The organism is Paenibacillus sp. J22R232, assembly GCF_056269165.1.
The window spans coordinates 173954-197870 of sequence record NZ_JBWDNK010000005.1; the positions used below are offsets into that span (position 1 = coordinate 173954).

Annotated in this window: 29 protein-coding genes; all 29 read right to left on the minus strand. The window is 50.0% G+C overall.

The annotated features are described in order from the left end of the window. Window positions 1–426: 426 nt before the first annotated feature. The 29 genes from trpA to AC0YN3_RS17385 all read right to left on the minus strand — a co-directional run bounded on the left by trpA (window position 427) and on the right by AC0YN3_RS17385 (window position 23911). Window positions 427–1236: a tryptophan synthase subunit alpha gene (gene trpA, locus AC0YN3_RS17245; protein ID WP_475776237.1), complete on the minus strand. Its 810-nt coding sequence runs from the start codon at window positions 1234–1236 to the stop codon at window positions 427–429. Next, the gene (gene trpB / locus AC0YN3_RS17250) at window positions 1223–2428 is read right to left on the minus strand and encodes a tryptophan synthase subunit beta (RefSeq protein ID WP_475776238.1); all 1206 of its coding nucleotides are present in this window, start codon (window positions 2426–2428) and stop codon (window positions 1223–1225) included. Before trpB ends, trpA begins: the two co-directional genes overlap by 14 nt. After that, entirely contained in the window at window positions 2425–3102 is a 678-nt protein-coding gene (locus AC0YN3_RS17255) for a phosphoribosylanthranilate isomerase (protein WP_475776239.1), read from the minus strand. Before AC0YN3_RS17255 ends, trpB begins: the two co-directional genes overlap by 4 nt. Continuing rightward, the gene (trpC, locus tag AC0YN3_RS17260; RefSeq protein WP_475776240.1) at window positions 3099–3899 is read right to left on the minus strand and encodes an indole-3-glycerol phosphate synthase TrpC; all 801 of its coding nucleotides are present in this window, start codon (window positions 3897–3899) and stop codon (window positions 3099–3101) included. Before trpC ends, AC0YN3_RS17255 begins: the two co-directional genes overlap by 4 nt. After that, complete coding sequence (gene trpD / locus AC0YN3_RS17265; RefSeq protein ID WP_475776241.1) at window positions 3886–4941, minus strand: anthranilate phosphoribosyltransferase; 1056 nt, start codon at window positions 4939–4941, stop codon at window positions 3886–3888. The genes trpC and trpD overlap by 14 nt, the downstream gene beginning before the upstream one ends. After that, window positions 4938–6509 carry an anthranilate synthase component I gene (trpE, locus tag AC0YN3_RS17270; protein WP_475776242.1) on the minus strand — a complete coding sequence of 524 codons (1572 nt, stop codon included), beginning with the start codon at window positions 6507–6509 and terminating at the stop codon, window positions 4938–4940. Before trpE ends, trpD begins: the two co-directional genes overlap by 4 nt. A 361-nt stretch (window positions 6510–6870) precedes the next feature. Then, window positions 6871–7239 (minus strand): chorismate mutase, encoded by a 369-nt coding sequence (aroH, locus tag AC0YN3_RS17275; RefSeq protein ID WP_183567740.1) that lies wholly within the window; start codon window positions 7237–7239, stop codon window positions 6871–6873. Beyond that, a complete protein-coding gene (gene aroB / locus AC0YN3_RS17280) occupies window positions 7239–8339 on the minus strand; it encodes a 3-dehydroquinate synthase (RefSeq protein ID WP_475776243.1) in 1101 nt (366 codons plus the stop codon). The genes aroH and aroB overlap by 1 nt, the downstream gene beginning before the upstream one ends. A 1-nt stretch (window position 8340) precedes the next feature. After that, window positions 8341–9510 (minus strand): chorismate synthase, encoded by a 1170-nt coding sequence (aroC, locus tag AC0YN3_RS17285; RefSeq protein ID WP_475776244.1) that lies wholly within the window; start codon window positions 9508–9510, stop codon window positions 8341–8343. Window positions 9511–9709: 199 nt separating this feature from the next. Next, complete coding sequence (locus tag AC0YN3_RS17290) at window positions 9710–9877, minus strand: hypothetical protein (RefSeq protein ID WP_183567750.1); 168 nt, start codon at window positions 9875–9877, stop codon at window positions 9710–9712. 72 nt (window positions 9878–9949) lie between these two features. Next, window positions 9950–10729 carry a CheR family methyltransferase gene (locus AC0YN3_RS17295; protein ID WP_475776245.1) on the minus strand — a complete coding sequence of 260 codons (780 nt, stop codon included), beginning with the start codon at window positions 10727–10729 and terminating at the stop codon, window positions 9950–9952. 29 nt (window positions 10730–10758) lie between these two features. Then, complete coding sequence (gene ndk / locus AC0YN3_RS17300; protein WP_475776246.1) at window positions 10759–11202, minus strand: nucleoside-diphosphate kinase; 444 nt, start codon at window positions 11200–11202, stop codon at window positions 10759–10761. A gap of 29 nt (window positions 11203–11231) precedes the next feature. Then, on the minus strand, window positions 11232–12206 hold the full coding sequence (locus AC0YN3_RS17305; RefSeq protein ID WP_475776247.1) for a polyprenyl synthetase family protein: 975 nt from the start codon (window positions 12204–12206) through the stop codon (window positions 11232–11234). Next, on the minus strand, window positions 12203–13063 hold the full coding sequence (locus AC0YN3_RS17310) for a menaquinone biosynthesis protein (protein ID WP_475776248.1): 861 nt from the start codon (window positions 13061–13063) through the stop codon (window positions 12203–12205). Before AC0YN3_RS17310 ends, AC0YN3_RS17305 begins: the two co-directional genes overlap by 4 nt. Further along, window positions 13026–13700 (minus strand): UbiX family flavin prenyltransferase, encoded by a 675-nt coding sequence (locus tag AC0YN3_RS17315; protein ID WP_475776249.1) that lies wholly within the window; start codon window positions 13698–13700, stop codon window positions 13026–13028. Before AC0YN3_RS17315 ends, AC0YN3_RS17310 begins: the two co-directional genes overlap by 38 nt. After that, window positions 13694–14569, minus strand: a complete 876-nt coding sequence (locus tag AC0YN3_RS17320) for a UbiA-like polyprenyltransferase (protein ID WP_475776250.1) — start codon at window positions 14567–14569, stop codon at window positions 13694–13696. The genes AC0YN3_RS17315 and AC0YN3_RS17320 overlap by 7 nt, the downstream gene beginning before the upstream one ends. Window positions 14570–14571: 2 nt before the next feature. Then, a complete protein-coding gene (locus AC0YN3_RS17325) occupies window positions 14572–15282 on the minus strand; it encodes a demethylmenaquinone methyltransferase (RefSeq protein ID WP_475776251.1) in 711 nt (236 codons plus the stop codon). A 9-nt stretch (window positions 15283–15291) separates the two neighbouring features. After that, the gene (locus AC0YN3_RS17330; protein WP_475776252.1) at window positions 15292–16161 is read right to left on the minus strand and encodes a heptaprenyl diphosphate synthase component 1; all 870 of its coding nucleotides are present in this window, start codon (window positions 16159–16161) and stop codon (window positions 15292–15294) included. A 122-nt stretch (window positions 16162–16283) separates the two neighbouring features. Beyond that, on the minus strand, window positions 16284–16862 hold the full coding sequence (locus AC0YN3_RS17335; protein WP_475776253.1) for a hypothetical protein: 579 nt from the start codon (window positions 16860–16862) through the stop codon (window positions 16284–16286). A gap of 155 nt (window positions 16863–17017) precedes the next feature. Next, on the minus strand, window positions 17018–17239 hold the full coding sequence (mtrB, locus tag AC0YN3_RS17340; RefSeq protein ID WP_054024369.1) for a trp RNA-binding attenuation protein MtrB: 222 nt from the start codon (window positions 17237–17239) through the stop codon (window positions 17018–17020). Between the two features lie 209 nt (window positions 17240–17448). Continuing rightward, on the minus strand, window positions 17449–17724 hold the full coding sequence (locus tag AC0YN3_RS17345; protein ID WP_076336385.1) for an HU family DNA-binding protein: 276 nt from the start codon (window positions 17722–17724) through the stop codon (window positions 17449–17451). Between the two features lie 227 nt (window positions 17725–17951). After that, window positions 17952–19430, minus strand: a complete 1479-nt coding sequence (gene spoIVA, locus AC0YN3_RS17350; protein ID WP_183567778.1) for a stage IV sporulation protein A — start codon at window positions 19428–19430, stop codon at window positions 17952–17954. 293 nt (window positions 19431–19723) lie between these two features. Continuing rightward, the gene (locus AC0YN3_RS17355; protein ID WP_475776254.1) at window positions 19724–20449 is read right to left on the minus strand and encodes a hypothetical protein; all 726 of its coding nucleotides are present in this window, start codon (window positions 20447–20449) and stop codon (window positions 19724–19726) included. Window positions 20450–20674: 225 nt separating this feature from the next. Then, the gene (locus tag AC0YN3_RS17360; RefSeq protein WP_475776255.1) at window positions 20675–21022 is read right to left on the minus strand and encodes a 2Fe-2S iron-sulfur cluster-binding protein; all 348 of its coding nucleotides are present in this window, start codon (window positions 21020–21022) and stop codon (window positions 20675–20677) included. A gap of 3 nt (window positions 21023–21025) precedes the next feature. Further along, entirely contained in the window at window positions 21026–21625 is a 600-nt protein-coding gene (locus tag AC0YN3_RS17365; RefSeq protein ID WP_475776256.1) for a nucleotidyltransferase family protein, read from the minus strand. A gap of 29 nt (window positions 21626–21654) precedes the next feature. After that, complete coding sequence (locus AC0YN3_RS17370; RefSeq protein ID WP_475776257.1) at window positions 21655–21951, minus strand: 2Fe-2S iron-sulfur cluster-binding protein; 297 nt, start codon at window positions 21949–21951, stop codon at window positions 21655–21657. A 55-nt stretch (window positions 21952–22006) separates the two neighbouring features. After that, window positions 22007–22186 carry a DUF2768 family protein gene (locus tag AC0YN3_RS17375; RefSeq protein ID WP_475776258.1) on the minus strand — a complete coding sequence of 60 codons (180 nt, stop codon included), beginning with the start codon at window positions 22184–22186 and terminating at the stop codon, window positions 22007–22009. Window positions 22187–22519: 333 nt separating this feature from the next. Next, complete coding sequence (locus AC0YN3_RS17380; RefSeq protein ID WP_183567796.1) at window positions 22520–22795, minus strand: stage VI sporulation protein F; 276 nt, start codon at window positions 22793–22795, stop codon at window positions 22520–22522. 81 nt (window positions 22796–22876) lie between these two features. After that, on the minus strand, window positions 22877–23911 hold the full coding sequence (locus AC0YN3_RS17385) for an NAD(P)H-dependent glycerol-3-phosphate dehydrogenase (protein ID WP_475776259.1): 1035 nt from the start codon (window positions 23909–23911) through the stop codon (window positions 22877–22879). Window positions 23912–23917 lie beyond the last annotated feature (6 nt).

Here is a 23917-nt window from a genome sequence, read left to right on the forward strand (position 1 = left end):
TAACGTTTTAAAGTTTTTTTAACACAAAATTGCGGATCCATCCCCGACGAATATCTTTGATTCGCATTTAGAGCGTTGGATTTGCGATTTAAAATATAAATAATAGTAATCTATGTAGAAATTCGGAAAAAGGACTGCCCGCAAAACCAAGTCAGGAACTACTTACCAAAGCGATTCAAACGATTATTGCTCACTAATTATCTCCGGCAACAAATAGGCACTCTTCCAATAAATTATCCTCCTTCGAATATTTTTCTTCAAGCAAAGAAACCTATCCATCAGACGAGCTTATCTCGCTGAAGGTTGCTCGAACTCTTCTTATTTCCTAATAAGCAGCAAAAAGCCCTCTTGTCTTTCGACAAAAGAGCTTTTCATGCTAACTATTTCACGGATTGATCACATGCAGGATCCAACAGCAGGTATTCTTTACCCTTTTAGCGAGGCTACGAATTCACCAATCTGCTTCAAGCCTTCCTCGCGTCTGCTTGCGTCGTTCAGAAGCGGAATAGCCTCTTCGATTTGCCGAACGATCGCGCTGCCGACAATGACACCGTCGCATTGCTTCTCAAAGCGAGCTACCTGTTCGCGGCTCGAGATACCGAAGCCGACTGCGATCGGCAAATCCGTCGCTTCGCGAACCAGACCAAGAAACTCATCGATTCCGGTGTGGAAGTCGGCACGAACGCCTGTAACGCCAAGCGAGGAAACGCAATAGACAAACCCTTTCGCTTTGCGCGAAATGCGGGTAACGCGATCCTTTGAGGTAGGAGCAACCAAAGGAATAAGATGTACGTTTGCTGCTTCGGCAAGCTGGCGAACCTCTTCGTCTTCTTCAATAGGCAAATCGGGAATAATTAGACCGCTGATGCCTTTGCTTTTCACGAGCTCGAAGAACGCTTCCAGTCCGAATTGGAAAACAGGATTATAATAAGTGAATAGAATGAACGGAATCTGTACGCCTGCTTCCCGGGCCTGCTCAGCAATCTCGATGCAATCCCTAAGCGAAATGTTATTGTTGAGAAGCGCGCGCTCGGACGCCCGTTGGATAACGGGGCCATCCGCGAGCGGATCGGAATAGGGAACTCCGAGCTCGATCATGTCTGCGCCGGATTTTTCAAGCGTCTGGATAATAGCAACCGAGGTAGCTAGATCAGGATCACCCATCGTTAGAAAAGGGATTAGCGCCGTTTTGCGTTCTGATTTCAATCGTGCGAACGCCGTATCAATGAGATTCATGTTTTTCTACCCCCAAATAACCCATAATCGCTTCCACGTCCTTGTCTCCGCGGCCAGACAGGCTGACTACGATGACTTTGTCCTTATCCAGTGTCGGAGCAAGCTTGATCGTCTGGGCAATCGCATGAGCCGACTCCAGAGCCGGAATGATACCTTCCGTGCGGGAAAGCAGCTGCAATGCTTCAAGCGCTTCGGCATCCGTTACCGGCACATATTCCGCACGTCCCGAATCCTTCAAGTAAGCATGCTCAGGTCCGATGCCGGGATAATCAAGACCCGCGGAGATCGAATGCGCGGGCTGTACTTGGCCATGCTCATCCTGCAGCACATAACTCATGGAGCCCTGGAAGATACCATGGCGTCCTTTCGTCATCGTAGCCGCATGCTCGATTGTATCCACGCCTCTGCCGGCAGCTTCCACGCCAAGCAGCTTGACGCTGTCATCATTGACAAACGGATAGAAAATACCCATGGCATTGCTGCCTCCGCCTACCGCTGCAACGACATAATCAGGCAATCTGCCCTCTTCGGTTAGGATTTGCTTGCGCGCTTCGTCCCCGATAATGCGTTGGAAATCCCTTACCATCATCGGATATGGATGCGGGCCTGTAACGGACCCTAAAATATAATACGTATCATCAACATGGCTGACCCAGTAGCGCAACGTTTCATTGCAGGCATCCTTCAGCGTTCTCGTACCGGATAGAACGGGAACGACTTCAGAACCAAGCAGCTGCATACGGAATACGTTCAGCTGCTGGCGCTTCATATCCTCTTCGCCCATGAACACTTTGCACTCGAGCCCAAGCAGCGCAGCGATCGTTGCAGATGCGACGCCATGCTGACCTGCGCCTGTTTCGGCAATGATTTTCGTTTTGCCCATACGTTTTGCGAGCACGCCTTGACCGATCGTATTGTTGATTTTATGCGCGCCTGTATGGTTCAGGTCCTCGCGCTTTAAGTAAATTTTCGCCCCTCCAAGATGCTCGGACAGGCGCTCAGCATAGTATAGCGAGGTCGGACGCCCCGAGTATTTATGCAATAAATAATGAATCTCGTCTTTGAATGCCTGATCTTTCGAATAGTGAAGGTACGCCTCTTCAAGCTCAAGCAATGCGTTCATTAACGTCTCTGGTACATATCTGCCGCCAAACTTTCCGAACCGTCCGTTCTCATCTGGTACCTGTGTCATGCTTCCATCACCCTTCTTACAAATAATCGGATTTTTTCGATATCCTTGCGTCCGCTCGTCTCTACCCCGCTTGATACATCAATTCCGCCGGGAGCATACGCGCCAAGCAGTTCCTCTATGTTGCCTTCATGTAGGCCGCCTGCTACATAGAGCGTAATACCTAGCTCGCTAGCTGCCTGCTTATAATCATTGATCGCGTCCCAATCAAAGGTTTGTCCGGTACCGCCGCCAGGAGCATCAATCAACACAGCGTCAACTGACCCATGATATGGCGAGATTCTCTCGCTGGCGGATTGAGGCAGTCGCCCTTCCGAATCCTTCTTCATGGAAAATACTTTCCACACTTTTGCATCTAGCTCCTCGCGCACAGCTCTGCAGTATTCTGCCGATTCACTGCCATGCAGCTGTATAATATCAAGCTTTACTTCCGCTTGAATAGCAGCAAGGTTTGCAAAAGCTTCATTTACAAACACCCCAACCGTCAATGGACGCTCACCGCCAGCAGCTTTCAGCTGTTTGGCAGCAGCGATCAGCTCAGCTGCCGCTGCTCCCGAAACCTGTCTTTTGCTTGGTGCAAATATGAAGCCAATCTCATGGATAGGCAAGCCGTCCATTTCCATAATCGTCTTTGTGTCCATTAATCCGCATATTTTAATGCGAGGTGCCGGCTTCATCCCGCTTCCACCGCGCCCATTAAGTCTTGCACGGATTGTTTGACATCCTCGTGCCGCATGAAATATTCGCCGATCAGTACGCCATGCGCGCCGATCCCGTGCAAATAATCCATATCCGGCTTACCCGCAATTCCGCTTTCGCTAATCACCGTCACGTTCTGGGGCATGAATCCGATGAGCGACTCCGTCGTTTTGAGATCTGTCACGAACGATTTCAAATCACGGTTGTTGATCCCAATTAACGTAGCTTTATCCAGCTCCAGCACGCCTTCGAGCTCCTCTTGATTGTGAACCTCGACCAGTACGTCAAGACCAATCGATTTCGCCAAGTCATGGAACTCGCCGAGCTGAGCAGGTGTCATGATCGCTGCAATAAGCAGTATCGCATCTGCCCCGATTAGGCGAGCTTCGTATATTTGTCGGTAATCAATCGTGAAATCTTTCCGTAGTAGCGGCACCTTCACCGTTTGTTTGACCGCTTGTAGAAAAGCATTCGACCCTTGGAAGTAATCACGGTCAGTCAATACTGAAATACAGTCCGCGCCTGCAGATTCATAGGCTGACGCAAGCGTAGCCGGCTCGAAATCGGCCCGGATTAGCCCTTTGGAAGGCGAAGCCTTCTTTACCTCTGCAATCAGGCCCATGCTCCGTTTGCGTCCCGCAGCTGATACCGCGTGTTCGAAGCCTCGGCATGGCTCAAGAGCGGAAATCTGCCGTTCGATCTCAGACAGATCAAACCGTGAAGCGAGTTCTTCCACTTCTCTCCGTTTCGTTGCTACAATTTTATCGAGAAACATGCGCCAACTCTCCTGTCGTTTGAATAAGGCTTTCAAGCTTGCGCTTTGCCTCTCCTGAATCAATCACTTTTGCCGCTATCGTAACGCCGCTTTGAAGCGAATCTGCCAAACCGCCCACATAGATGCAGGCACCGGCGTTCGCCAGGACGATATCCCTGTATGCGCCCTGCTGCTCGCCTGCGAATATCGCACGGATAAGTGCTGCGTTCACTTCCGGCTCACCCCCGAGCACCTCGGCAATCGGCCACCGCGTCAGCCCCAGCTCTTCCGGCGTAATATCGAACGTTCTCACCTTGCCATCCAGCAGCTCCGATATTTGCGTTGGCGCGGAGATGCTGATCTCGTCCAGACCATCGTGGCTGCTCACAACCATTGCCCGCTTCAAGCCTAGTTCGCCGAGCACCTCGGCTACCGTAGACGTGCGAGCTCGGTCGTAGAGGCCTAGAAGCTGCCTGTCTGCGCCTGCCGGATTCGTAAGGGGCCCGAGCATGTTGAAAATCGTCCGAATGCCCAGCTCTTTGCGTGGAGCTGATGCGTGGCGCAGCGACGGATGGTATAGCTGAGCGAACATAAAGCAAATACCGATATCATTCAAGCATTGTGCTGCTTGCTCCGGCGTAATCGTAATCTGGACACCGAGCGCTTCCAATACGTCCGCGCTTCCGGTCTTGCCGGACATAGCACGGTTGCCATGCTTGGCAACGCGGATTCCGGCAGCAGCAGCTATGATGGACGATGCCGTCGATATGTTAAACTTATGGATGCCTGATCCGCCTGTGCCGCAAGTATCGAGCAAGCCCTCCTGTTCGGTTAGGAGGTGGCTCGAATGCGCGCGCATCGCTTCTGCGAATCCCGTTATTTCGTCCTTCGTTTCACCCTTCATCCGCATCGCCGTTACTACGCCAGCGATTTGCGCATCCGTAGCATCGCCATTCATGATAATATTCATAACCGCGTTTGCTTGCCCACGCGTTAGGCTGTTTCCGATAATCAATTGACTAAGGGCTGACTGCATCGTAATGGCTTCCGTTGCCTGCATCATTGGCCAAGCCCCTCTCCAGCCTTAACGTAATAGTCCGAATTAATGGAGTTGTAGCTGTCTTGCTGGCTTTTCGGCTGGGCAAAAATCGCTTCTGCCGTTCGAATGGCTTTTAGCATGCCTTTTGCCTTGTTCACGGTTTCCATATACTCGCTCTCCGGAACAGAATCCCAAACGATGCCGGCTCCGGCCTGCACGTAAGCTTTGCCGTGTTTGAAAATAATGGTACGGATGGTGATACAAGTGTCCATTGAGCCGCCAAAGCCCAAATAGCCAATGGCGCCTGCATAAGCACCGCGTGCCTCGTTCTCCAGCTCCGCTATAATTTCCATCGCTCTCAGCTTAGGCGCGCCCGAAACGGTACCGGCGGGCAAGCAGGAAACGAATGCATCGAAGAAGTCCTTGTCCTTGTGCAGCTTGCCGGAAACGTTGGAAACGATGTGCATCACGTGGGAATACCGCTCGATTTCCATGAAAGAGTCGCATTTCACTGTTCCGAATTCGGATACGCGTCCGATATCGTTGCGGCCTAGGTCTACGAGCATCAGATGCTCCGCACGTTCCTTCTCGTCAGCCAGCAGCTCCAGCTCGAATGCCTTATCCTCCTCCGGCGTCTTCCCGCGAGGTCTCGTACCCGCGATTGGCCTCGTTTCAACTCGGTCTCCGTTAACCTTGACAAGCGCCTCCGGCGACGTCCCGACAATGACTTCTTCGCCCATTTTCAAATAATACATATAGGGGGAAGGGTTCATCGTGCGAAGAACTCGGTACACATGCAAAGGGTCGATGTCCGTATCGATATTAAAACGCTGCGATAATACGACTTGGAAAATATCTCCCGCGCGAATATACTGCTTCGCCTGCTCAATATTCGAGATGAACTGCTCTTTCGTCACATTCGACTGGATGTCCCCCAGCTCATAATCAGCGGTGATGGAGCTGCCGGTCGTGACGGGAATCGTTACCGGCTGCTGCAGCCGTTCGATCGTTGCATCAATCTTCGCAATCGCTGCTTCGTAGCTTAATGCAATTTCAGTATCCGTTGCTCCGTCTGCAATATGTACGTTGCCGACGATTTGCAGCTGCTGCTTGAAATGATCGAATACGATAACCTGGTCACAGAACATAAACTGCATGTCATTCATATTAAGATCATCGATTCGATGCGCCGGAAGCTTCTCGTAGTATTGCAGCAAGTCATATCCGAAGAATCCTATTGCCCCACCGGTGAAAGGCGGCAGCTCCGGAAGCGAGGGACTGCGGAAGGAGCGCAAATGAGCCTTCAGCAGCTCGATTGGCTTATCGCTCAGCACATGCTTCTCGCCGCCGCGCTCGAGTACCATCTCACCGTTCTTGCCATACAGCATCATGAACGGATCCGTTCCGATGAACGAATGTCTCGCCCATTTCGCGCCGCCCTCTATGCTCTCTAGGAGAAAGGCATGATCCTCCTTCGCAAAATGCTGAAACAACCGAATTGGCGTTTCCGTATCTGCCATCATGTAGCGAACGATTGGAATTAAGTTGTATTGACTGGCAAGGCGGGTAACGTGCTGCAGCTCATTTGTCATTTTCGAAACATCCTCCCTTTGCGATCAAAAAATCTATCAATGCGTACAAAAAAAGCTCCTGCCAGAGCAGGAGCGTTGGTTTAGATGATGACGGAAGTGTGTAAGCGGAAAAGACACAGCTGTGGATAGGATGAAACAGCACTTTTACAACCGAATACGCCAATGCGCAATCGATCGTTCAGCTCTTTCGTTTGTTCCCATTTCACTGCGTGCTTCACTCTGCTACTCTCAACTAGTCTCGACTCATCTCAACTCAGTTCATAAAACGGCTCTGCTACTCTCACTTACGTTACTAAATATACAACAACGAACAGCTGTGCGTCAACAAAGGGATTTCTTGCGTTTATAAGCATGAATGATATTAGGCCTTGGAAAGATCAGGACGCAATGCCTGCGCTCCGTTTAAATAAACATGGCGGATTTCGGCCTGCGTTTTATCCGTATTGATCAGAACCATCAGGCGAATGCAGCGCTCCAAGCTTCCTTTAACCGGAACCTCCAGCGCGCACATAAGCGGCACTAGCTCCCAGCCTTTCATCTGACGGATCGCTCTTGCGGGAAAAGTCTCGTCCAAATCATTCGTAACCGTCACGAACACGCTGCAAATATCATCCGGCACGATTTCATTATCGGCAACAATCCCGTTCAACATCTCGATTGTCGCATTGAGAATGGGCTGCTCCTCGTTCGCATCAACGGTAATTGCACCACGGATTCCTCTTACGCTCATTACGGCTGCACCTCCAGCTTTAATTGCTCTACAATTTCACGTACCCATTGCACAGGCACATCCGATTTGATCTCGACCTTGCCGATTTCGGTTGGCACGACGAACACCATCGTTCCCTCGGAAAACTTTTTGTCATGCATCATGGCATCCATGATTTTGTCGACGTCGAAATGCTCGGGCAGGCGTACGGGCAACCCTGATTTAGCAAGCACACGTTTGGTTACGGTATATACGTCCTCAGGAGCCCCGTAACGCAATCCTAGCCTTGCAGAACCTACCATGCCAATGGAAATCGCTTCGCCGTGAAGCAGCTCGCCATAACCGGCAACCGCTTCTAACGCATGCCCAATCGTATGGCCTAGGTTCAATATTGCACGCAAATCGTTCTCGCGTTCATCCTTTGATACCACTGCCGCTTTCACGCTGCAGCCTTTGTATAAGGCATATCCAAGCGCTTCCGCATCAAGTGCTAGCAGCTTCTCTGCGTTCTCCTCGCACCAAACCGCGAACTCAGCATCCCAGATCAGGCCATGCTTCACAACTTCGGACAACCCCGCGCTCACCTCTCTCGGAGGAAGCGTTTGAAGCGTATTAAGATCGTACAGCACCAGCTCCGGCTGATGGAATGCGCCAATAATATTTTTGGCAAGCGGATGATTAACCGCAACTTTGCCGCCTACGCTGCTGTCATGCGCAAGAATTGTCGTAGGAACCTGTACGAATTTAATGCCGCGCATATAGGATGCGGCTACAAAACCCGCCAAGTCACCGACAACGCCGCCGCCCAGCGCAACGATTGCAGATTTGCGATCAAGTCCGCATTCCAGCGCCTTCGTGACGAGAGACTCCAGCATCGATAGCGATTTGGAGCTTTCGCCTGACGGCACGATAACGCTTGCCGTCTGAAACCCTGCTTCCGCCAGCTCTGATTCAAATGATTGCAGATGATATTCGGCTACGCGGCTATCCGTTATAATGAGCAGCGGGGATTTCTTGCTGATGCCATGCTTTATGAAGTAGGTGGAAGCCTCTTTCAGGAGTCCTTCACCAATATAAATCGGATAAGAGCGTTCTCCAAGGTCGACCGTTAGCTCACGCATATTAGTACCGACCCAGCTGTTCCAAATAGTTGTTCAGGTTGGTGCGGATTTCCTCGATGGAATCGCCTCCGAACTTCTCAAGGAACGCTTTTGCCACTTCCCAAGCGACGACATGCTCCATCACTACGCTTGCCGCAGGCACCGCGCAGCTGTCTGAGCGCTCAACCTGAGCTGTAAACGGTTCTTTTGTATCGATATCCACGCTTCGTAGCGGCTTGTACAGCGTAGGGATAGGCTTCATCACGCCTCGCACAACGATTTGCTCGCCATTAGTCATTCCGCCCTCGAACCCGCCAAGGCGGTTCGTTGCACGGTGGTAGCCCCGCTCTGCTTCATACATGATTTCGTCATGGACCTGTGAGCCGCGAAGCTTCGCTGCTTCAAAGCCAATGCCGATTTCGCAGCCTTTGAACGCGTTAATGGATACGACTGCCTGCGCAATTCGTCCATCCAGCTTGCGGTCCCACTGCACATGGCTTCCGAGGCCGATAGGCACGCCTTCGATGATGCATTCCACGATTCCGCCGATGGAATCGCCTTCTGCTTTGATCTGATCAATGTAGTCGGTCATCCTTTTTTCGGTTTCCTTGTCTACTACGCGGACAGCTGATTCCTCCGTCAACCGAATCAGCTCGTCGACAGGAAGCTGGTTCGCAGGAGCTTCGATTTCACCGATACGGATAACTTGTCCGGCCACTTTAATGCCGAATTCCGCTAGGAATTGGCGTGCAACCGCGCCGACTGCCACTCGTGCAGCCGTTTCTCTTGCGCTGGAGCGTTCCAATACGTTGCGAAGATCCTTCAGGTCATATTTCAAGCCGCCGTTCAGATCCGCATGTCCAGGACGCGGACGGTTAACGCGGCGCTTCTCTTCGTCGCCGCCTTCAATTGGCTCAATATTCATCACGGAAGTCCAATGCTTCCAGTCGTTGTTCGCTACGATCAGAGCTACTGGCGCTCCTGTCGTTCTGCCGTGGCGCACGCCGCCGACAATGTTAGCTGTATCTTTCTCGATCTGCATCCTGCGTCCGCGGCCATGGCCCTTCTGACGACGGTGCAATTGAAAATTAAGCTCCTCGAAATCAATCGTTAGGTTGCTGGGCAATCCTTCGATAATCGCCGTTAGTTGGGGACCGTGTGTCTCCCCCGCTGTCAAATACCTTAAACTCAACCAAAGCTCCTCCTTCAAAGCAAGCCTATAAGCGCCTGCTATGCTTTACTGCACTAAACATCTTTGCTCATTATAGTACAGCGCTTCCGGTTTGACAAGAATTCGAACGCCGGAAACACTGGTGTCTCTAGATAAAAAGAAGCTGGCGAACATGTCTTTGTAAGAAGACATTCCGCCAGCTTCGATTGAAGCTTGCTTATTAGCTGTTGACCGTTTTTTTATCAAGCAGCGGCATTCCATCCTTCATAAGCAGCGGATCATTTACGAGCCTGGTCATCTGACCGCTGTCTACCCCGATAATTTGCGCGCATTCTTGAATGGAGATAAAACCTCGCCTATAAGCGGCTATAACCTTGCGTTTGTCCATCGGTTGCTTCATCCTCCAAGTCATCTACCTATGCTTAGTATAGGAGAAGTTGGAAAACGGTATACATGAAGGTTACATCTTGCGGTAAAAGAACGTGTCCGCAGTCTCAAAGCCATACTGAGCAGGCGAAAAAATCTGTTCCGTGCTGCCAACGAATAACAGCCCGCCCGGCTTGAGCGCATTAGCAAATTTCTGATACAGCAAATGCTTCGCATCCTCTGTGAAATAGATCATGACGTTGCGGCACACAATTAAATCAAATGAAGTATCAAACGTATCATGCAGCAGATTCTGCTGTTTGAATTGGATAAATTGCTTCAATGAGTCCGAAATCAGAAAGGCACCGTCGGCTTGCTTGAAATATTTCTGGCGGCATGCGGCAGGCACGTCGCGGAGCGACCGTTCCAGGTAGCTGCCGTCAATCGCTTTCTGCAGCACGCCTGAATCAAGGTCGGTTGCGAGCAGCGAGGATCGCTGCAAAGCGCCGAGCTCCGATAAAATCATCGCGATTGTATAAGGCTCTTCGCCTGTTGAGCAAGCTGCGCTCCAAATTTTCAGCCGGTTGGCAGAACCAAGCATCTCAGGGAAGAAACGTTTTTGAAGCACTTCCCACCGGGAAGGGTTTCTCCAAAACTCAGACACGTTAATCGTCATCCGATCCAAAAACTCGTTCAGCATGCTTTTATTCTGCTCAATCGCTTTATAATAGTCTTCAAAGGTTTGAAAACCGTGCTTCTGCCTTAACGTCGTTAGCCTGCGCTTCATTTGGGCTTCCTTGTATTGGGACAGATCAATGGCGGTCTTTTGCTTTATTCGAACGATAAATTGTGCAAAATCTTGGTCTTCAAGCATAGGTTCCTCCATTGCAGTAGTCGGGGATATTAAATCCAACGTTGAATTGTATGTTCGTAATCAATGAGCTCGGATGGGGAGAAATAAATGCCGATCTCTTTTTCCGCATTCGCTGCCGAATCGGAACCATGGATCAAATTGAAGTTCGTATGTACGGCAAAGTCGGAACGAATCGTTCCCGGAGACGCGTCAATCGCATCTGTTTTGCCAATAAGGGCCCGTGAAAGGGCAATGGCGTTATCCCCTTGCCAGACCATTGCAAATACAGGGCCTGAGGTAATAAATGTAAGAAGCGGCTCATAAAAGACCTTGCCCTTATGCTCCTCGTAATGCTTCTCCGCAAGCTCCTCGCTCAAAACCATAAATTTGGCTGCTGACAGCTGCAGTCCCTTTCTCTCAAACCTTGAAACGATCTCGCCGATCAAGCCGCGTTGTACGCCATCTGGTTTAACCATCAGAAAAGTTCTTTCCATCTACAACCATTCCTTTCGACTGAACAGAATTAATAATTTCGTTTGCCGACAAAATGTGCAATATCGATCAAGTTCTTCTTCGCTGTCAGGTTAGGTAATCCCTCTAATGCCTGCAGAGCTTTTTTTACATATCGGTTGGCGAGCTGGTCGGCTTGCTCTCCCCCGTCGCTTTTCCGGATCATTTCGATGGCTCGGCTCGTATCTCTTTTGCCGCCAAGCTCACGGATTGAAGCAATTTCGCTAAGCAGCGAATCTCGGATTGCGGGGTCCTTAAGGGCAAGCAGCACGGGCAGCGTAATGTTTCCTTGGCGCATATCTGAACCGGGCGGCTTGCCAATTTGTTTCTCCGTACCGTAAAGGTCAAGCAGATCATCGCGAATTTGGAATGCCATTCCTACGTTGTAGCCATACCGGTAAAGGCTGTTCGAGACGGAACGGTCCGTATTCGATGCAACCGCCCCAAGCTGGCAGCTAATGGCAATAAGCAATGCGGTTTTCCGTCTAATACGCAGCAAATAATTCCGAATCGTCTGCTCCGTATTGAAAAAATCTCGAATTTGCTCCATTTCCCCGACACACATTTGGACCAAGGCGCTGGAGAGAATGAGATGGATTTGCGGGTTGGGCAGCTGCGCCGCGATCGTTAAGGCTTTGCCATGAATGAAATCGCCCGTATACATCGCTATCCGGTTATCCCATTTGGATTTGACCGTTAATTGGCCGCGGCGCGTTTGCGCATCATCAATGACATCATCATGAACAAGCGAAGCCATGTGTATGAGCTCAAGCGGGACAGCGACACGTTTCATCACATCTAAGCGATAATCGCCGAATTTGCCGGAAAGCAGGACAAAAATCGGCCTGATTCGTTTCCCGCCCGCCTTAAGCAAATGCAGCGAAGCCTCGCTGAGCAGCACATGGTCATCCGTCACGCTGCGCTCCAGCTCTTGCTCGATTTGATTGAGATCGCCTTTCATCTTTGCATACAAATCTAATAGTTTCATTCTTTCACCTTTTGGGCAGATTGGTCTTCAAAAAAAGTCAGTTCCACTTTTTTCGCAAGTAGGCCGAGCTGCTTGGAATAATCGAAATATAACTTAAGCCCTTCTTGCAGCTTGCTGTCGAAATCATATTGGAGTGAATGAAAATACATATTCCAATAGTCTGAGTCTCCCCCAAGCTGGCTGCAAGCTTGCTCTATTAGCGGACGGAGATGCATCTTATTTTGCTGTTTACTCGTTTTTATCGCATGATATACGGCTTGTACCGCATCCGGTGCTGCGGCAACTGCCTCTTTGCGTGCTGCGACTACCGCGTACGTCATGCCGAGACCCGTCCACTCGTTCCATAATTGTCCCAGATCGATGACATGTAAGCCATGGTTTTTCCAAGAGGCTTGAATAGCTTGGTCGCCGATTATTAGCGCAGCGTCAGAGGTCTCAAGCATTTTATCAAGCACGGGCTCTGCCGTTACGTACTCGGGCTCGCATTCGAAGCGCAGCGTCATCAATATTTTCAAAAGATTGACGGAGGTCGCCGAAGTTGCCGTCAACGCGATCCGTTCGGGTCTCTTGCGCTCAAGGGGCTCCTTCAGAAAAAGAAGGATTGAGTTCACTTTCCCAATGGAACCGACGGATAGGTGAGGCAGCAGCATATAGTCGTCAGCGTTTTGTCCGTATGAGAAGGACGAAATTGCGGATACATCCAACTCGCCTGCTTGAAGCAGCCGATTTAACTCAGAAGGCACGCGTTTTATGACCTCGTAACGATTCCATTCCACCCTATCCTCCAGCTGGTGGAATAGCGGCCAGGCATTTGCGTAATCAATTCTTCCGATGGTGATCGGGCGATTCATGCCCATTCTGTTCATCTCCCCATCTTCTGTACAAATCATGATCGATTGTCATATTATCAAGTACTTTTCCAACTAAAAAGTCAATCATTTCTTCCATGCTTTGAGGCTTATAGTAAAACGCCGGCATCGCCGGAATGATTCTTACGCCTAAACGCGAGAGCGTCAGCATATTTTCCAAATGGATAGCATGCAGTGGAGTCTCTCTCGGTACGATCAGCAGGCTGCGATTCTCCTTCAGCATGACATCCGCGGCTCTGGTCATCAAATCATCGGAAATGCCGTGCGATATGGACGAAAGAGTCCCCATCGAGCACGGCACGATAACCATTCCTTGTACGCGGAAAGAACCGCTGGCAATACTTGCGCCTATATCCGCGTTCGGATGAAACACGAGCCTGCGTGCAGCGATCGCTTCGCCAAAGCGCTGCTCGAGCGCTGCCATCCTGCGAGTGGCCTCGAAGCCAAGTTCCTCTTTGAGCACTCTCCATCCGGCCTCGGTTACAACAAGATGAACTTCAAATCCTTTTTGAAGCAATACTTCAATTAGCCTAATGCCGTAGATCGATCCGCTAGCGCCGGTAATGCCGACAACCCATCGTTTCTTCCAGTCTGCTTTGGCAGCATGCGCTGTCTCTGCTACCATTGGTGAATAACCAGAAGATCAGCGATAACGAATAAAAACAATACGACGCTTAGCGTGCCGTTCATGCCAAAAAAGGCCGTTTGAACCCGCGACAAATCGTTGGGACGTACGAGATAGTGCTGATAGAAAAGCAGCGAAATCGAGATAAGCGTGCCGAGCAAATACATCCAGCTGAGGTCGGTTAACCAGAACAAGGTTATGAATCCAATCGCTGTCACGACATGCAATCCGCGTGCGATCCATAAAGCACCGGCTATTCCGAACCTGGCGGGAATGGAATGCAAGCCTTCGCCGCGGTCGTATTCGAAATCTTGAGTAGCGTAGATAATATCGAACCCAGCTATCCATAATGCAACCGTAATATATAGAATCCATGCGGCTGGATCGAATTGGCCCGTCACGGCTACCCAGCCGCCGAGCGGTGAAAGTCCGATCGTAAAGCCTAGGACAAGATGGCAAAGCCAGGTAAAGCGTTTAGTGTACGAATACAGGACGAGCAGCGCTACCGCGATCGGCATCAATTTAAGTGCAATCGGAGCCAAATTCGCCGTAGCGACAAATAATAAAACAAAGGAAACGATGATAAACAATAAAACTTCCGCCGACTTAAGCAAGCCTGCCGGAAGCGCTCGTTTCTCAGTTCGCGGATTTCTCAAATCGATTGCTTTGTCGATCAAGCGGTTTAAGCTCATGGCAGCGCTCCTAGCGCCGAACATGGCTAGCGTAATCCAACCGATCTCGGACCATGACGGCAAACGCTGCTCCATCATGACGGTACCGAGTATTGCGCCCATGAACGCAAAAGGCAATGCAAAAACGGTATGCTCAAACTTAATCATCTCTAGAATAATGCGTAATTTGCGAATCATTGCTATTTCTTCTCCTTTGTCCCCATATGCAGCGCGGCTACCCCGCCGGTCAGAGGATATGCCTTAACCTGTGATAATCCCGCATCTTCAAACATCTCGGCAAGCTGCTGGCGACCGGGAAACAATTTCAGCGATTCCGGAAGCCATTTGTACTCCTGAAAGCTCTTGGCAACCACTTTACCAATGATTGGAAGCAGCCTCTCGAAATACAGGTTATACATTGCCTTGAATGGCTGCCATGTCGGCTTGGACACTTCGAGGCACACGACTTTACCGCCAGGCTTAACGACTCGCTGCATTTCCTTGAGTACCTGCAAATAATCAGGCACGTTCCTAAGACCGAAACCAATGGTTACGAAATCGAAGGAATGATCCTCGAAAGGGAGGCTCATTGCGTTTCCTTGAACGAGCGTAATCTGCTTGTTCAGTCCGAGCTTATCGATTTTCTGGGCTCCCACATCAAGCATGTTCTGGCTGAAATCCAATCCGACAATCTTCCCTGTGCGGCTCGCATCAGCTAGTGCAATCGTCCAATCACAAGTGCCGCAGCACAAATCCAATGCGGTCTGTCCTGCTTGAACATCCATCTTCTTCATCGTCAGCTTGCGCCAAGCCTTATGCCTGCGAAAGCTGATCAAATCATTCATTAAATCATATTTGGGTGCAATGCGTTCGAACACGCCATGCACATGGCTCTTGGAGTTTGTATCCATTCGAGCTGTTCACCTCGTCTCGTTGAGTGCGGGCGTAAAATCGGTTTCCTCGAGCAGCAGACGATTGACGATGGCTGTAAGTTCGCCTTTCAACTCGTCTGATTCCAACATTCCGGCATCTGCTAGAACCTTGTTTGCCGAAGCCTTCAGCTTTGCGTTAAGCTGGCTGCGTACCTTATATTTTTCCGCCAAACTTTGAATACATGCGTAATCATTTGCATGCTTGGATAATTGTTGCCGCTCATCGTCTGTAGCGGCCTGCATGACATGCCAATAAGACCAGCTTCGGTCGAACCGATCTGCGCTCTCGCTTCTTGCCAATTCATCCACCAGTGCCTCGCATAAGCTTAGCCCGTTCAGAATTTCTGGCCAGGCACGCAAAAGAGTCCCATCCAACAAATCCGCGAAAATGTGGAAGAGGGTGCTTTTTATGGGAACGGATAAGCTTAAATATTCATCGGCAGTCAGCTTGTGCTGCCTCATTCTCACGTAAAGGTTAACCTTCAGCCGGTTTACTTCACTTACAGCGCTGCTAATCTTGGCAATCATGTCAATTTGGCCAGATTGGGCAAGCAGCTGGTAGAAGCTGGCGCTAAAATAGTCCCCAGCCAGCACTTTAAGCTGCCTTGCTCGCATTTCCTTCTCAGAACGCTGATCTTGCCGCGTGTCGATCAAATCATGCGTATCCATTCCTAGCTGCACGAGAGATACGACGAGCGTGTAGAGCTCACTGTGTGTCTGTAACGACTTCTGCTGGTGTAGGAATGCATACAGCAAACGCAGCCTCGCATTCGCTAAATCAGGAAGAACAGCATGCTCTTGGATCATGTCATATTCTACATACTTTTTAGCTAATTCAGGTACACGGTATGTTTTCATTGGGGAAGCCTCCGAACAGAGAAGCGCAAATCGCCGCTCAATAATCTAAACTATTATAGCACAACTTTTTCTAAAGAGCATACGATATAGCTTTCTTGTTCAACAAATTGCAACAGACAGCCTTATTCCGATTGCAAAATGAAGGAAGGCTTAACAGAATACCCAGCTACTGGTCCGAATCGTTTCTCCCAAGCCGATGTGAAGCTCACACGAAGCCGCTTCCGCCACTGCTCGTCATGCATGGGATCAGCTGACGAGAGATGCTGCATTTCGCCGATGAGCCATTCGTCTGTTTTCCTAACATCTACGGCCGCGAGCAAGACCGCGTCGTCCTGCTGTTTCTCCACCATACGAATAAGTACCCGCTTCACGTTTTCAAGCTGCAGGAAAGAGACTCGTACAAGCTTCTCCACGTCCTCGAACCAGAGCGAGGGCCTGCCGCCGATCGAATCTACGCGCATATCCAAGGACAAAATCCCATTGCTCCATTCCGCTTTCTCCAGCCGTTCGTTAAGCTTTACGGCAACGAGCACATCAACTAAATTGCTATTGGTAAGCCTCGCCGCAGTCGATACGCGAAATACGGCCATATCCCCGCGTTCATCTCCTTGCTGCCACGATGCGTGAGGCAGCCACGTGAATATTAAAGTAACAGCCAGCGCAGCCGCAATTGCCGCCAGTAATGGTTTTCCGGTCTTCAATGTGCACCTCCCATTGCTTGCATCCATCCTAAACGGTCTGCAAGGCTTTTTGCTGTGACAAGTCCCTTATCACATTGTACGAGCGGTGCGGGTTGAATATTCGGAGCGCGCGCAGGCAAAAAAAAAGCAGGCATCGCCTGCCCTGCTTGTTTGTCTTACTGGTCCGTTTCCATCGTACCGTATTTCGTCATGACGACTGCTTTGCCGCGAATTTTAATGGCTGACGTATGATCAGTGAACTGGCAGATTAAAATTTCGTTCTTGTCCAGCTTTTCCGTATGATGAAATTTTGTGTCCAATCCGCGTGTCAAACCGATGACTTGCACGCCTTGATCCTTTGCTTTTACGACTATATACTCGCCATGTGTAGGCTCCATCGTTATCCCTCCGCATCCGAATTTCCAAGCTATCCATGTGAATTATAGTGTATGGAGGACGTTTGCGCAATCCATTCGGCTTTGGCAGCTAACAAAAAACGCCTGAACGGTTACCCGCTCAGGCATCTTCTGCTCGAAATCGACGCGCGCTATCGTCTCAACCATAAGGATTGCTTCGGTTGGCTGCGCCTAACATAATCTAAGTATGCTTAATTGGATACAAGGTCCTTAAGTGATTTCCCTGGCTTGAACGCAGGCGTTTTGCTTGCTGCGATATCGATCGGGTCTCCGGTTTGCGGGTTGCGGCCTTTGCGCGCTTGGCGCTCGCGAACCTCAAAGTTCCCAAATCCAACCAATTGTACCTTATCTCCGCTTTGAAGCGCGTCAGAAATTGCATCAAAAACAGCATCAACCGCTTTTGTTGCATCCTTCTTCGAAAGATCAGTCAATTCAGCTACCTTTGTAATCAAATCTGTTTTGTTCATTGTTTCACCTCCTCCAAAGTACTCATCGAATCACATGGAAAGCATGCGTGTAAACGCTCATCTTATCCCTCTTATTAACGGAAAACTTCAAAAATATACCTTTTGACCGAACAAACCTATAGTAATACAGCCGTTTGCCAATTTCAAGTGCCGAACTCGAATTCCTGCAAAACAAATGAGCCGCTCCCTAATCGGCAGCGGCTCATTTGTATGAACGTTATTTCTTCCTACAGGATGATTGCAATCAATCCGCCCGAACCCTCGTTGATAATTCGTCCGAGTGTCTCCTGCAGCTTGTATCGAGCATTATCCGGCATCATGGCAATTTTGCCTTGGATGCCTTCGCGCACAATGGAATGCAGGGAGCGTCCGAAAATATCAGACTCCCAAATTTTGATCGGATCGTTCTCGAAATCCTGCATTAAGTATCTGACCAGCTCTTCGCTTTGTTTCTCCGTACCGATGATTGGAGCGAATTCCGACTCCACGTCGACACGAATCATATGGATGGACGGTGCTGTGGCCTTCAGCCTAACCCCAAAGCGCGAGCCTTGGCGAATTAGCTCCGGCTCATCGAGTGCCATTTCCGCAAGTGTCGGCGCCGCTATGCCGTATCCGGTTGTCTTGACCATTTCAAGCGCTTCCGCAAAGCGGTCATACTCTCTTTTGGCATGAGAGAACTCCTGCATCAGCTGCAGCAAGTGGTCTTTGCCGCGAATTTCAACGCCAACGACCTCCATCAGGATCCGATCATAGAGCTCATCCGGTGCGTACAAGTCGATTTCCGCGACGCCCTGCCCCATGTTCATGCCGCTAAGACCAGCTCTGGCAATGAAATCATACTCCATGAACTGCGAAACGACTCGATCAACGTCACGCAGTCTGCGGATATCCTTCACCGTATCGCGTACAGAGCTTTCATAGTTGCTGCGGAGCCAGTGATTGTCATTCAGCACCATGACCCAGCTCGGCAGGTTCACGTTCACCTCATGGACAGGGAATTCGTAGAGTACTTCTCTAAGAACCGAGATAACCTCTTCTTCGCCCATTGTCGCTACGCTGAGCGTCATGACCGGAATATCGTATTTGGCTTGAAGCTCGTTGCGGAGCTGCAGCGCTTCGTCACTCTTAGGCCGAGTCGAGTTAATGACAAGCACGAACGGCTTGCCGACCTCCTTCAGCTCGTTGATGACGCGTTCTTCTGCAACAACATAGGAGCTGCGCGGTATTTCTGCGATTGAGCCGTCTGTCGTGACAACAACACCGAGTGTGGAATGCTCTTGAATAACTTTGCGCGTGCCAATCTCTGCTGCTTCTTGGAAAGGAATCGGCTCATCGAACCAAGGAGTCGTAATCATTCTTGGACCGTTCTCATCCTCATAGCCCTTCGCGCCTTCAACCGCATATCCAACACAATCGACCAGTCTCACGTTTACCTCAAGTCCATCGGTAACCCTGAGCTGTACCGCTTGATTCGGAACAAATTTAGGCTCTGTTGTCATAATCGTTTTGCCTGCGGCGCTCTGAGGAAGTTCGTCCACGGCTCTAACACGGTCTGATTCATTCGCAATGTTCGGAAGCACGACCGTTTCCATAAACCGTTTAATAAACGTTGATTTGCCCGTCCGGACCGCCCCTACAACCCCGAGGTAAATATCCCCGCCGGTTCTTTCGGCTATGTCCTTGAAAATGTCCACTTTCTCCACTGAATATCCCCTCCCAATTGATTTTTCCGGTTCGCCGCCATCCACCGGTCAATAGGGCAGGCCAGCGACGCAACTCGTACATGCTTTTGGACTAGTATCATCATATGTGCGGGCTTTCCGATTATGACGATTCCTTCTACGAAAACTTTTTTTGTTCATCTGCGGGCTTCCCTTCCAAGACTGAGTTATATGAGCAAAACTAAAAATCTATGACCCCGCATGGCAAAAAAATCCCCTCCTTGACTTGCGCCAAGGAGAGGATTCTATGCGTACTGTCCATGTCTAGGACATCTTTATGGTTTTACAGCCTGAGGCTCGTTATTGACCATATGGTAGATCGGAGCTTTGACTGGGACGAAATCTGATCCGTCAACAAGCAGCGTACGCAGGTCAACATCCGCTCCGAACTCTTTTTTATCGTTTTTTTGGATAAACTGCATGATGTCAATGCCGTAATCCGTATACACGACGCCATTCTCATCGACGAGCGCTTGAAGCGTCTGGCCTGAGAATACGCTTCGGATCGTCGGTGCAGACTTATTCATTTCCTTGTAATTGATTTGGTAAAAACCAGGATAGGTTTGTTCGCCTTTTGGAAGCACGCTGTTCGTTTGAATGTACGACGTTACCCAGGCTTGGATATCATTGATATTCTGAAAAGCGACAATATCGAGCAGCTTCACCCTTGGCTTCGTCTCCTCGTCAATCAGAAGAAAGCTGAAGCTGCCTCCGTTCTCGAATGCAGCCGAAGGAATATCGGTCAGATAGCCTGTCCGGCCAAGCTTGCCGAAATCAACGTAAAACTTCTCGTACTTTGGCGTTTCTGCCGTACTGTTCTTGATCGGAAGCATACCTGTTTCATCCTTGTACTGGTCAATTGCCGCTTGTACGTTGCGCACCGCTTCTTTAGGGGCGACCTGGTTTTGCTTCAGCTGGTCCTTCGGGTACATGCACCCAGATAGGGCAACCAACATGACAATTGAGCCGGCCAGCATCGCCAAGCATTTTTTATAATTCACTATTTTACCTCCTAAAGGTTTGTGTAACAAACCTACTTCGTAAGCATAAGCAAAGGTTTGTGTAACAAACCTACTTCGTAAGCATAAGCAAAGGTTTGTGTAACAAACCTACTTCGTAAGCATAAGCAAAGGTTTGTGTAACAAACCTACTTCGTAAGCGTAAGCAAAGGTTTGTGTAACAAACCTACTTCGTAAGCGTAAGCAAAGGTTTGTGTAACAAATCTTTTACCACAAATCGTCGTTTTCCTCCGCTTGTCGCGCAAGCTGGCGTGCCACTGCCGCGCGCAGCGGGTCAAGCGGCACATCTACCTCTACTTTGCCCGCTACGCGAGCTTGACAGGAAAGTCTGTAGTCATCGCCGTCTAAGCCGGAAAGCTTCCGTCTTTCAATGTCTGCAATGGGAGCAAGCTCGCTCCCAGGGCGCACGGAAACCTTGCACATGAAGCAAGCAGCCTTTCCCCCGCATCGCGTTCGAATCGGCACGTTGGCGCGTCTGGCGGCGTCTAGGAGCGTTGTACCACGCCTCACCTTCACGGTCTTTCCTGCCGGCCAAAAGGTAACCTCTCCATCCATCAGCTACTCACCGGCCTCTCGATTGGCTAGCAAACGTCGAAGACTGTGCTTAGCCTCTTCCGTAAACGAATTGCTCTGCTCAATAGCTTCGAGAGCGCGTGCATGCTTCCCTGGAGCTGCTGAGCAAGCTTTTGCAATGAGTTCAACCCGGTCCATCCGATCGCGCAAAAAATTAAACCATAGCTCATGCGCTAACGGCACAACCGGCAAGGCTAACTCCAACCCGCGTATATCGATCCAATCCGATAGCGGAAGCAGCGTCTCCCGCACTTTTGTCTCATAGACGCTGCCGGAAGCTTCTACTCGGAAGCCCCCAACAAGCTCAACCTGGACGCCTTGGATTCGGTAGTGGCTTAACACCGAACGGTACATGCCTGTCACGCTCAAGGCAGGCTTATCCACTGCGTACGGCTTTAGCGCATTATGAATGGACGCTACATCTTGATCATCGCAATACAGATCTAGATCGCGGGGCTGCGCCGCAAGAGGCAGACCGCGAAGCATGAGACTTGCACTCCCACCGATTACCCAGCTTTCGGCGGTTGAATCGGTTGCTTGCCTAATGGCAGCCAGCGCATGGTGAATGTTAACGTCCTGTGTCATCGCTGGCACTTCCTTCCACGTCGTACTCATCAAAAATATGGTTTATTCGCAGCGGATATATTCGCATCTGCGGTTTTAATGATGGCTTGGCAGCCTAACCGGTAGCCTTCTTCGAATTCCTCCGGCTCAAGGCGATCCCATTCTTCGTCCGTGATGCCTTCCAGCTGGTCTGCGCCTTCTGTAACCAGGCATCGGCAGCGAGCACAGGTTCCGCGCGCGCAGGAGAAACTCCAATCAACATTATGCTTCATCGCAAGATCAAGCAGTGAGAGCCCTGCTTCCGCTTCAACGACAGCTGTTTTGGTTCTACCCTTTAATTCAATCATTGTATGTGAAATTCTCCCTTTTCGTTAGTAATCTCCTAATCCATATGTATAAGTACTAAATGATCGATATTAAACCGCATATAAATCCAATGAGCAAAATGAAAAAAGCAACTAACGATAGGACAAATTTAAGAGCGCCCTTCGTTTTCAGTCGAGCAAACGTAATTAAAAGGGCCGCAATCGCCATCATTCCAATGCCGAAAAGCGAAACCCACATTTTTGTCATAGCATCCATAGTATTTCCAGTCTCCTAATCTATATCGTAATGAATTCCCATCCATTATAACATTGCATAAGTAGAAACGCCTAACGGCGTCCTTTCAATTGACGCCATCGTTTCGGCGGAACGTATAGAGAACGGATGAGCAAACTCATATCCTTTCCTATACGTCAAGGCAAAACAGCTAGCGCCGTCCTTTTGCGGCGCAGCGCGTTTCATTCCTAGAAATGTAGAGAATATGTAGCCTAAGCATATACTTTCCTATATTTTCAAAAAAAAGGACAAAAGCTGACAGGACGCTGCACCGAACGCGCGGTTCGGAACGCCTATCGCTTTTGCCGCAGCACTTTACTTCTTCATCATCATTTTCATGAGCGTTTCCATGTTGCTTGAGCTCATTCCGCTAGCCTTTACGGCTTTTACGATATCATTGACTGTCGATTCGGCAACTTTGACCTTTGCCATTTCCGACACCTGCTTAATCAGCTTGCGAAGCTCAGCTTCGTCCTGCATCGTTTCTGATGTTACACCGCTGGCCAGCTTTTTGACTGAGCTCTCGGAAATTGTCTTGCCGGTTTTTTTGTTGATTGAACTGAGAATATCTTTGGAGAAATCCTTCGCCATACCTTACACCTCCAGGATGCGCAAGTGTCTTGCTCCATGCATCATATGAGAAGGCGTTATGTTTGGTGTAGGCGCTGGTCCCTAGCCCAGATCCTCGATTTCATGCGTGCGAAGTCTGCCCATTAGATGTTCAACCGCTGTCCGAGGCGATTTATTCGCGAATAATACCTCATATAGCTGAAAAGTGATTGGCATTTCTACATCGTACTCCTTAGCCAAATCATAAGCGGCCCGCGTCGTTTTCACGCCTTCTACGACCATGCCCATCTTGCTAAGCACGTCTTCTAGCGGCGTGCCGTCAGCAAGCATGAAGCCCGCGCGCCAGTTTCGGCTGTGTTTGCTTGTGCAGGTAACCACCAGATCGCCTACGCCCGCAAGACCGGCAAATGTGAGCGGGCTTGCACCCATTGCCGTGCCTAGCCTGCTAATTTCGGCTAATCCGCGCGTCAGAAGAGCTGCTTTCGCATTATCGCCGAATTGCAGGCCGTCTGTCAGGCCTGCCCCCAGTGCAATAATGTTCTTGATCGCACCGGCAACCTCTACGCCGACAACGTCCGGATTCGTGTACACGCGGAAGTCCGTATTCATTAGCGCATCCTGTGCTTTCTCTGCTGACGCCATGCTGGCAGACGCAACAACGACAGTCGTTGGCTGCTTCAGAATCACTTCTTCTGCATGGCTGGGACCGGAGAGCACGACAAGCTGCTCCTGCGAGCGTCCGAGTTCTTCCGAGAGAACGGTCGTCATTCTCTTCAACGAATTCGTCTCGAACCCCTTCGTTGCATGCACGACGAGCGTATCTTCCGACAAATGCACGGCCGCCTGCTTCGCCACCTCGCGCATCGCACCGGAAGGTGCAACGAACAAAGCCAGCTCTGCATGCTTAAGTGCAAATCCCATGTCCGTAGTAGCTTCAATAAGCGCAGGAAGCTTTACTCCCGGCAAAAATTTGCTGTTCATGTGGTTTTGATTGATATCTTCCGCTTGTTCCGCGCTTCTTGTCCACAACTTCACTTGATAGCCGTTGCAAGCAAGCACGGATGCTAGTGCGGTACCCCAACTGCCGGCTACAAGCACCGCCGCGAACCTTGATGTTGTCCCTTGCTGGTTGTTCATGCCACG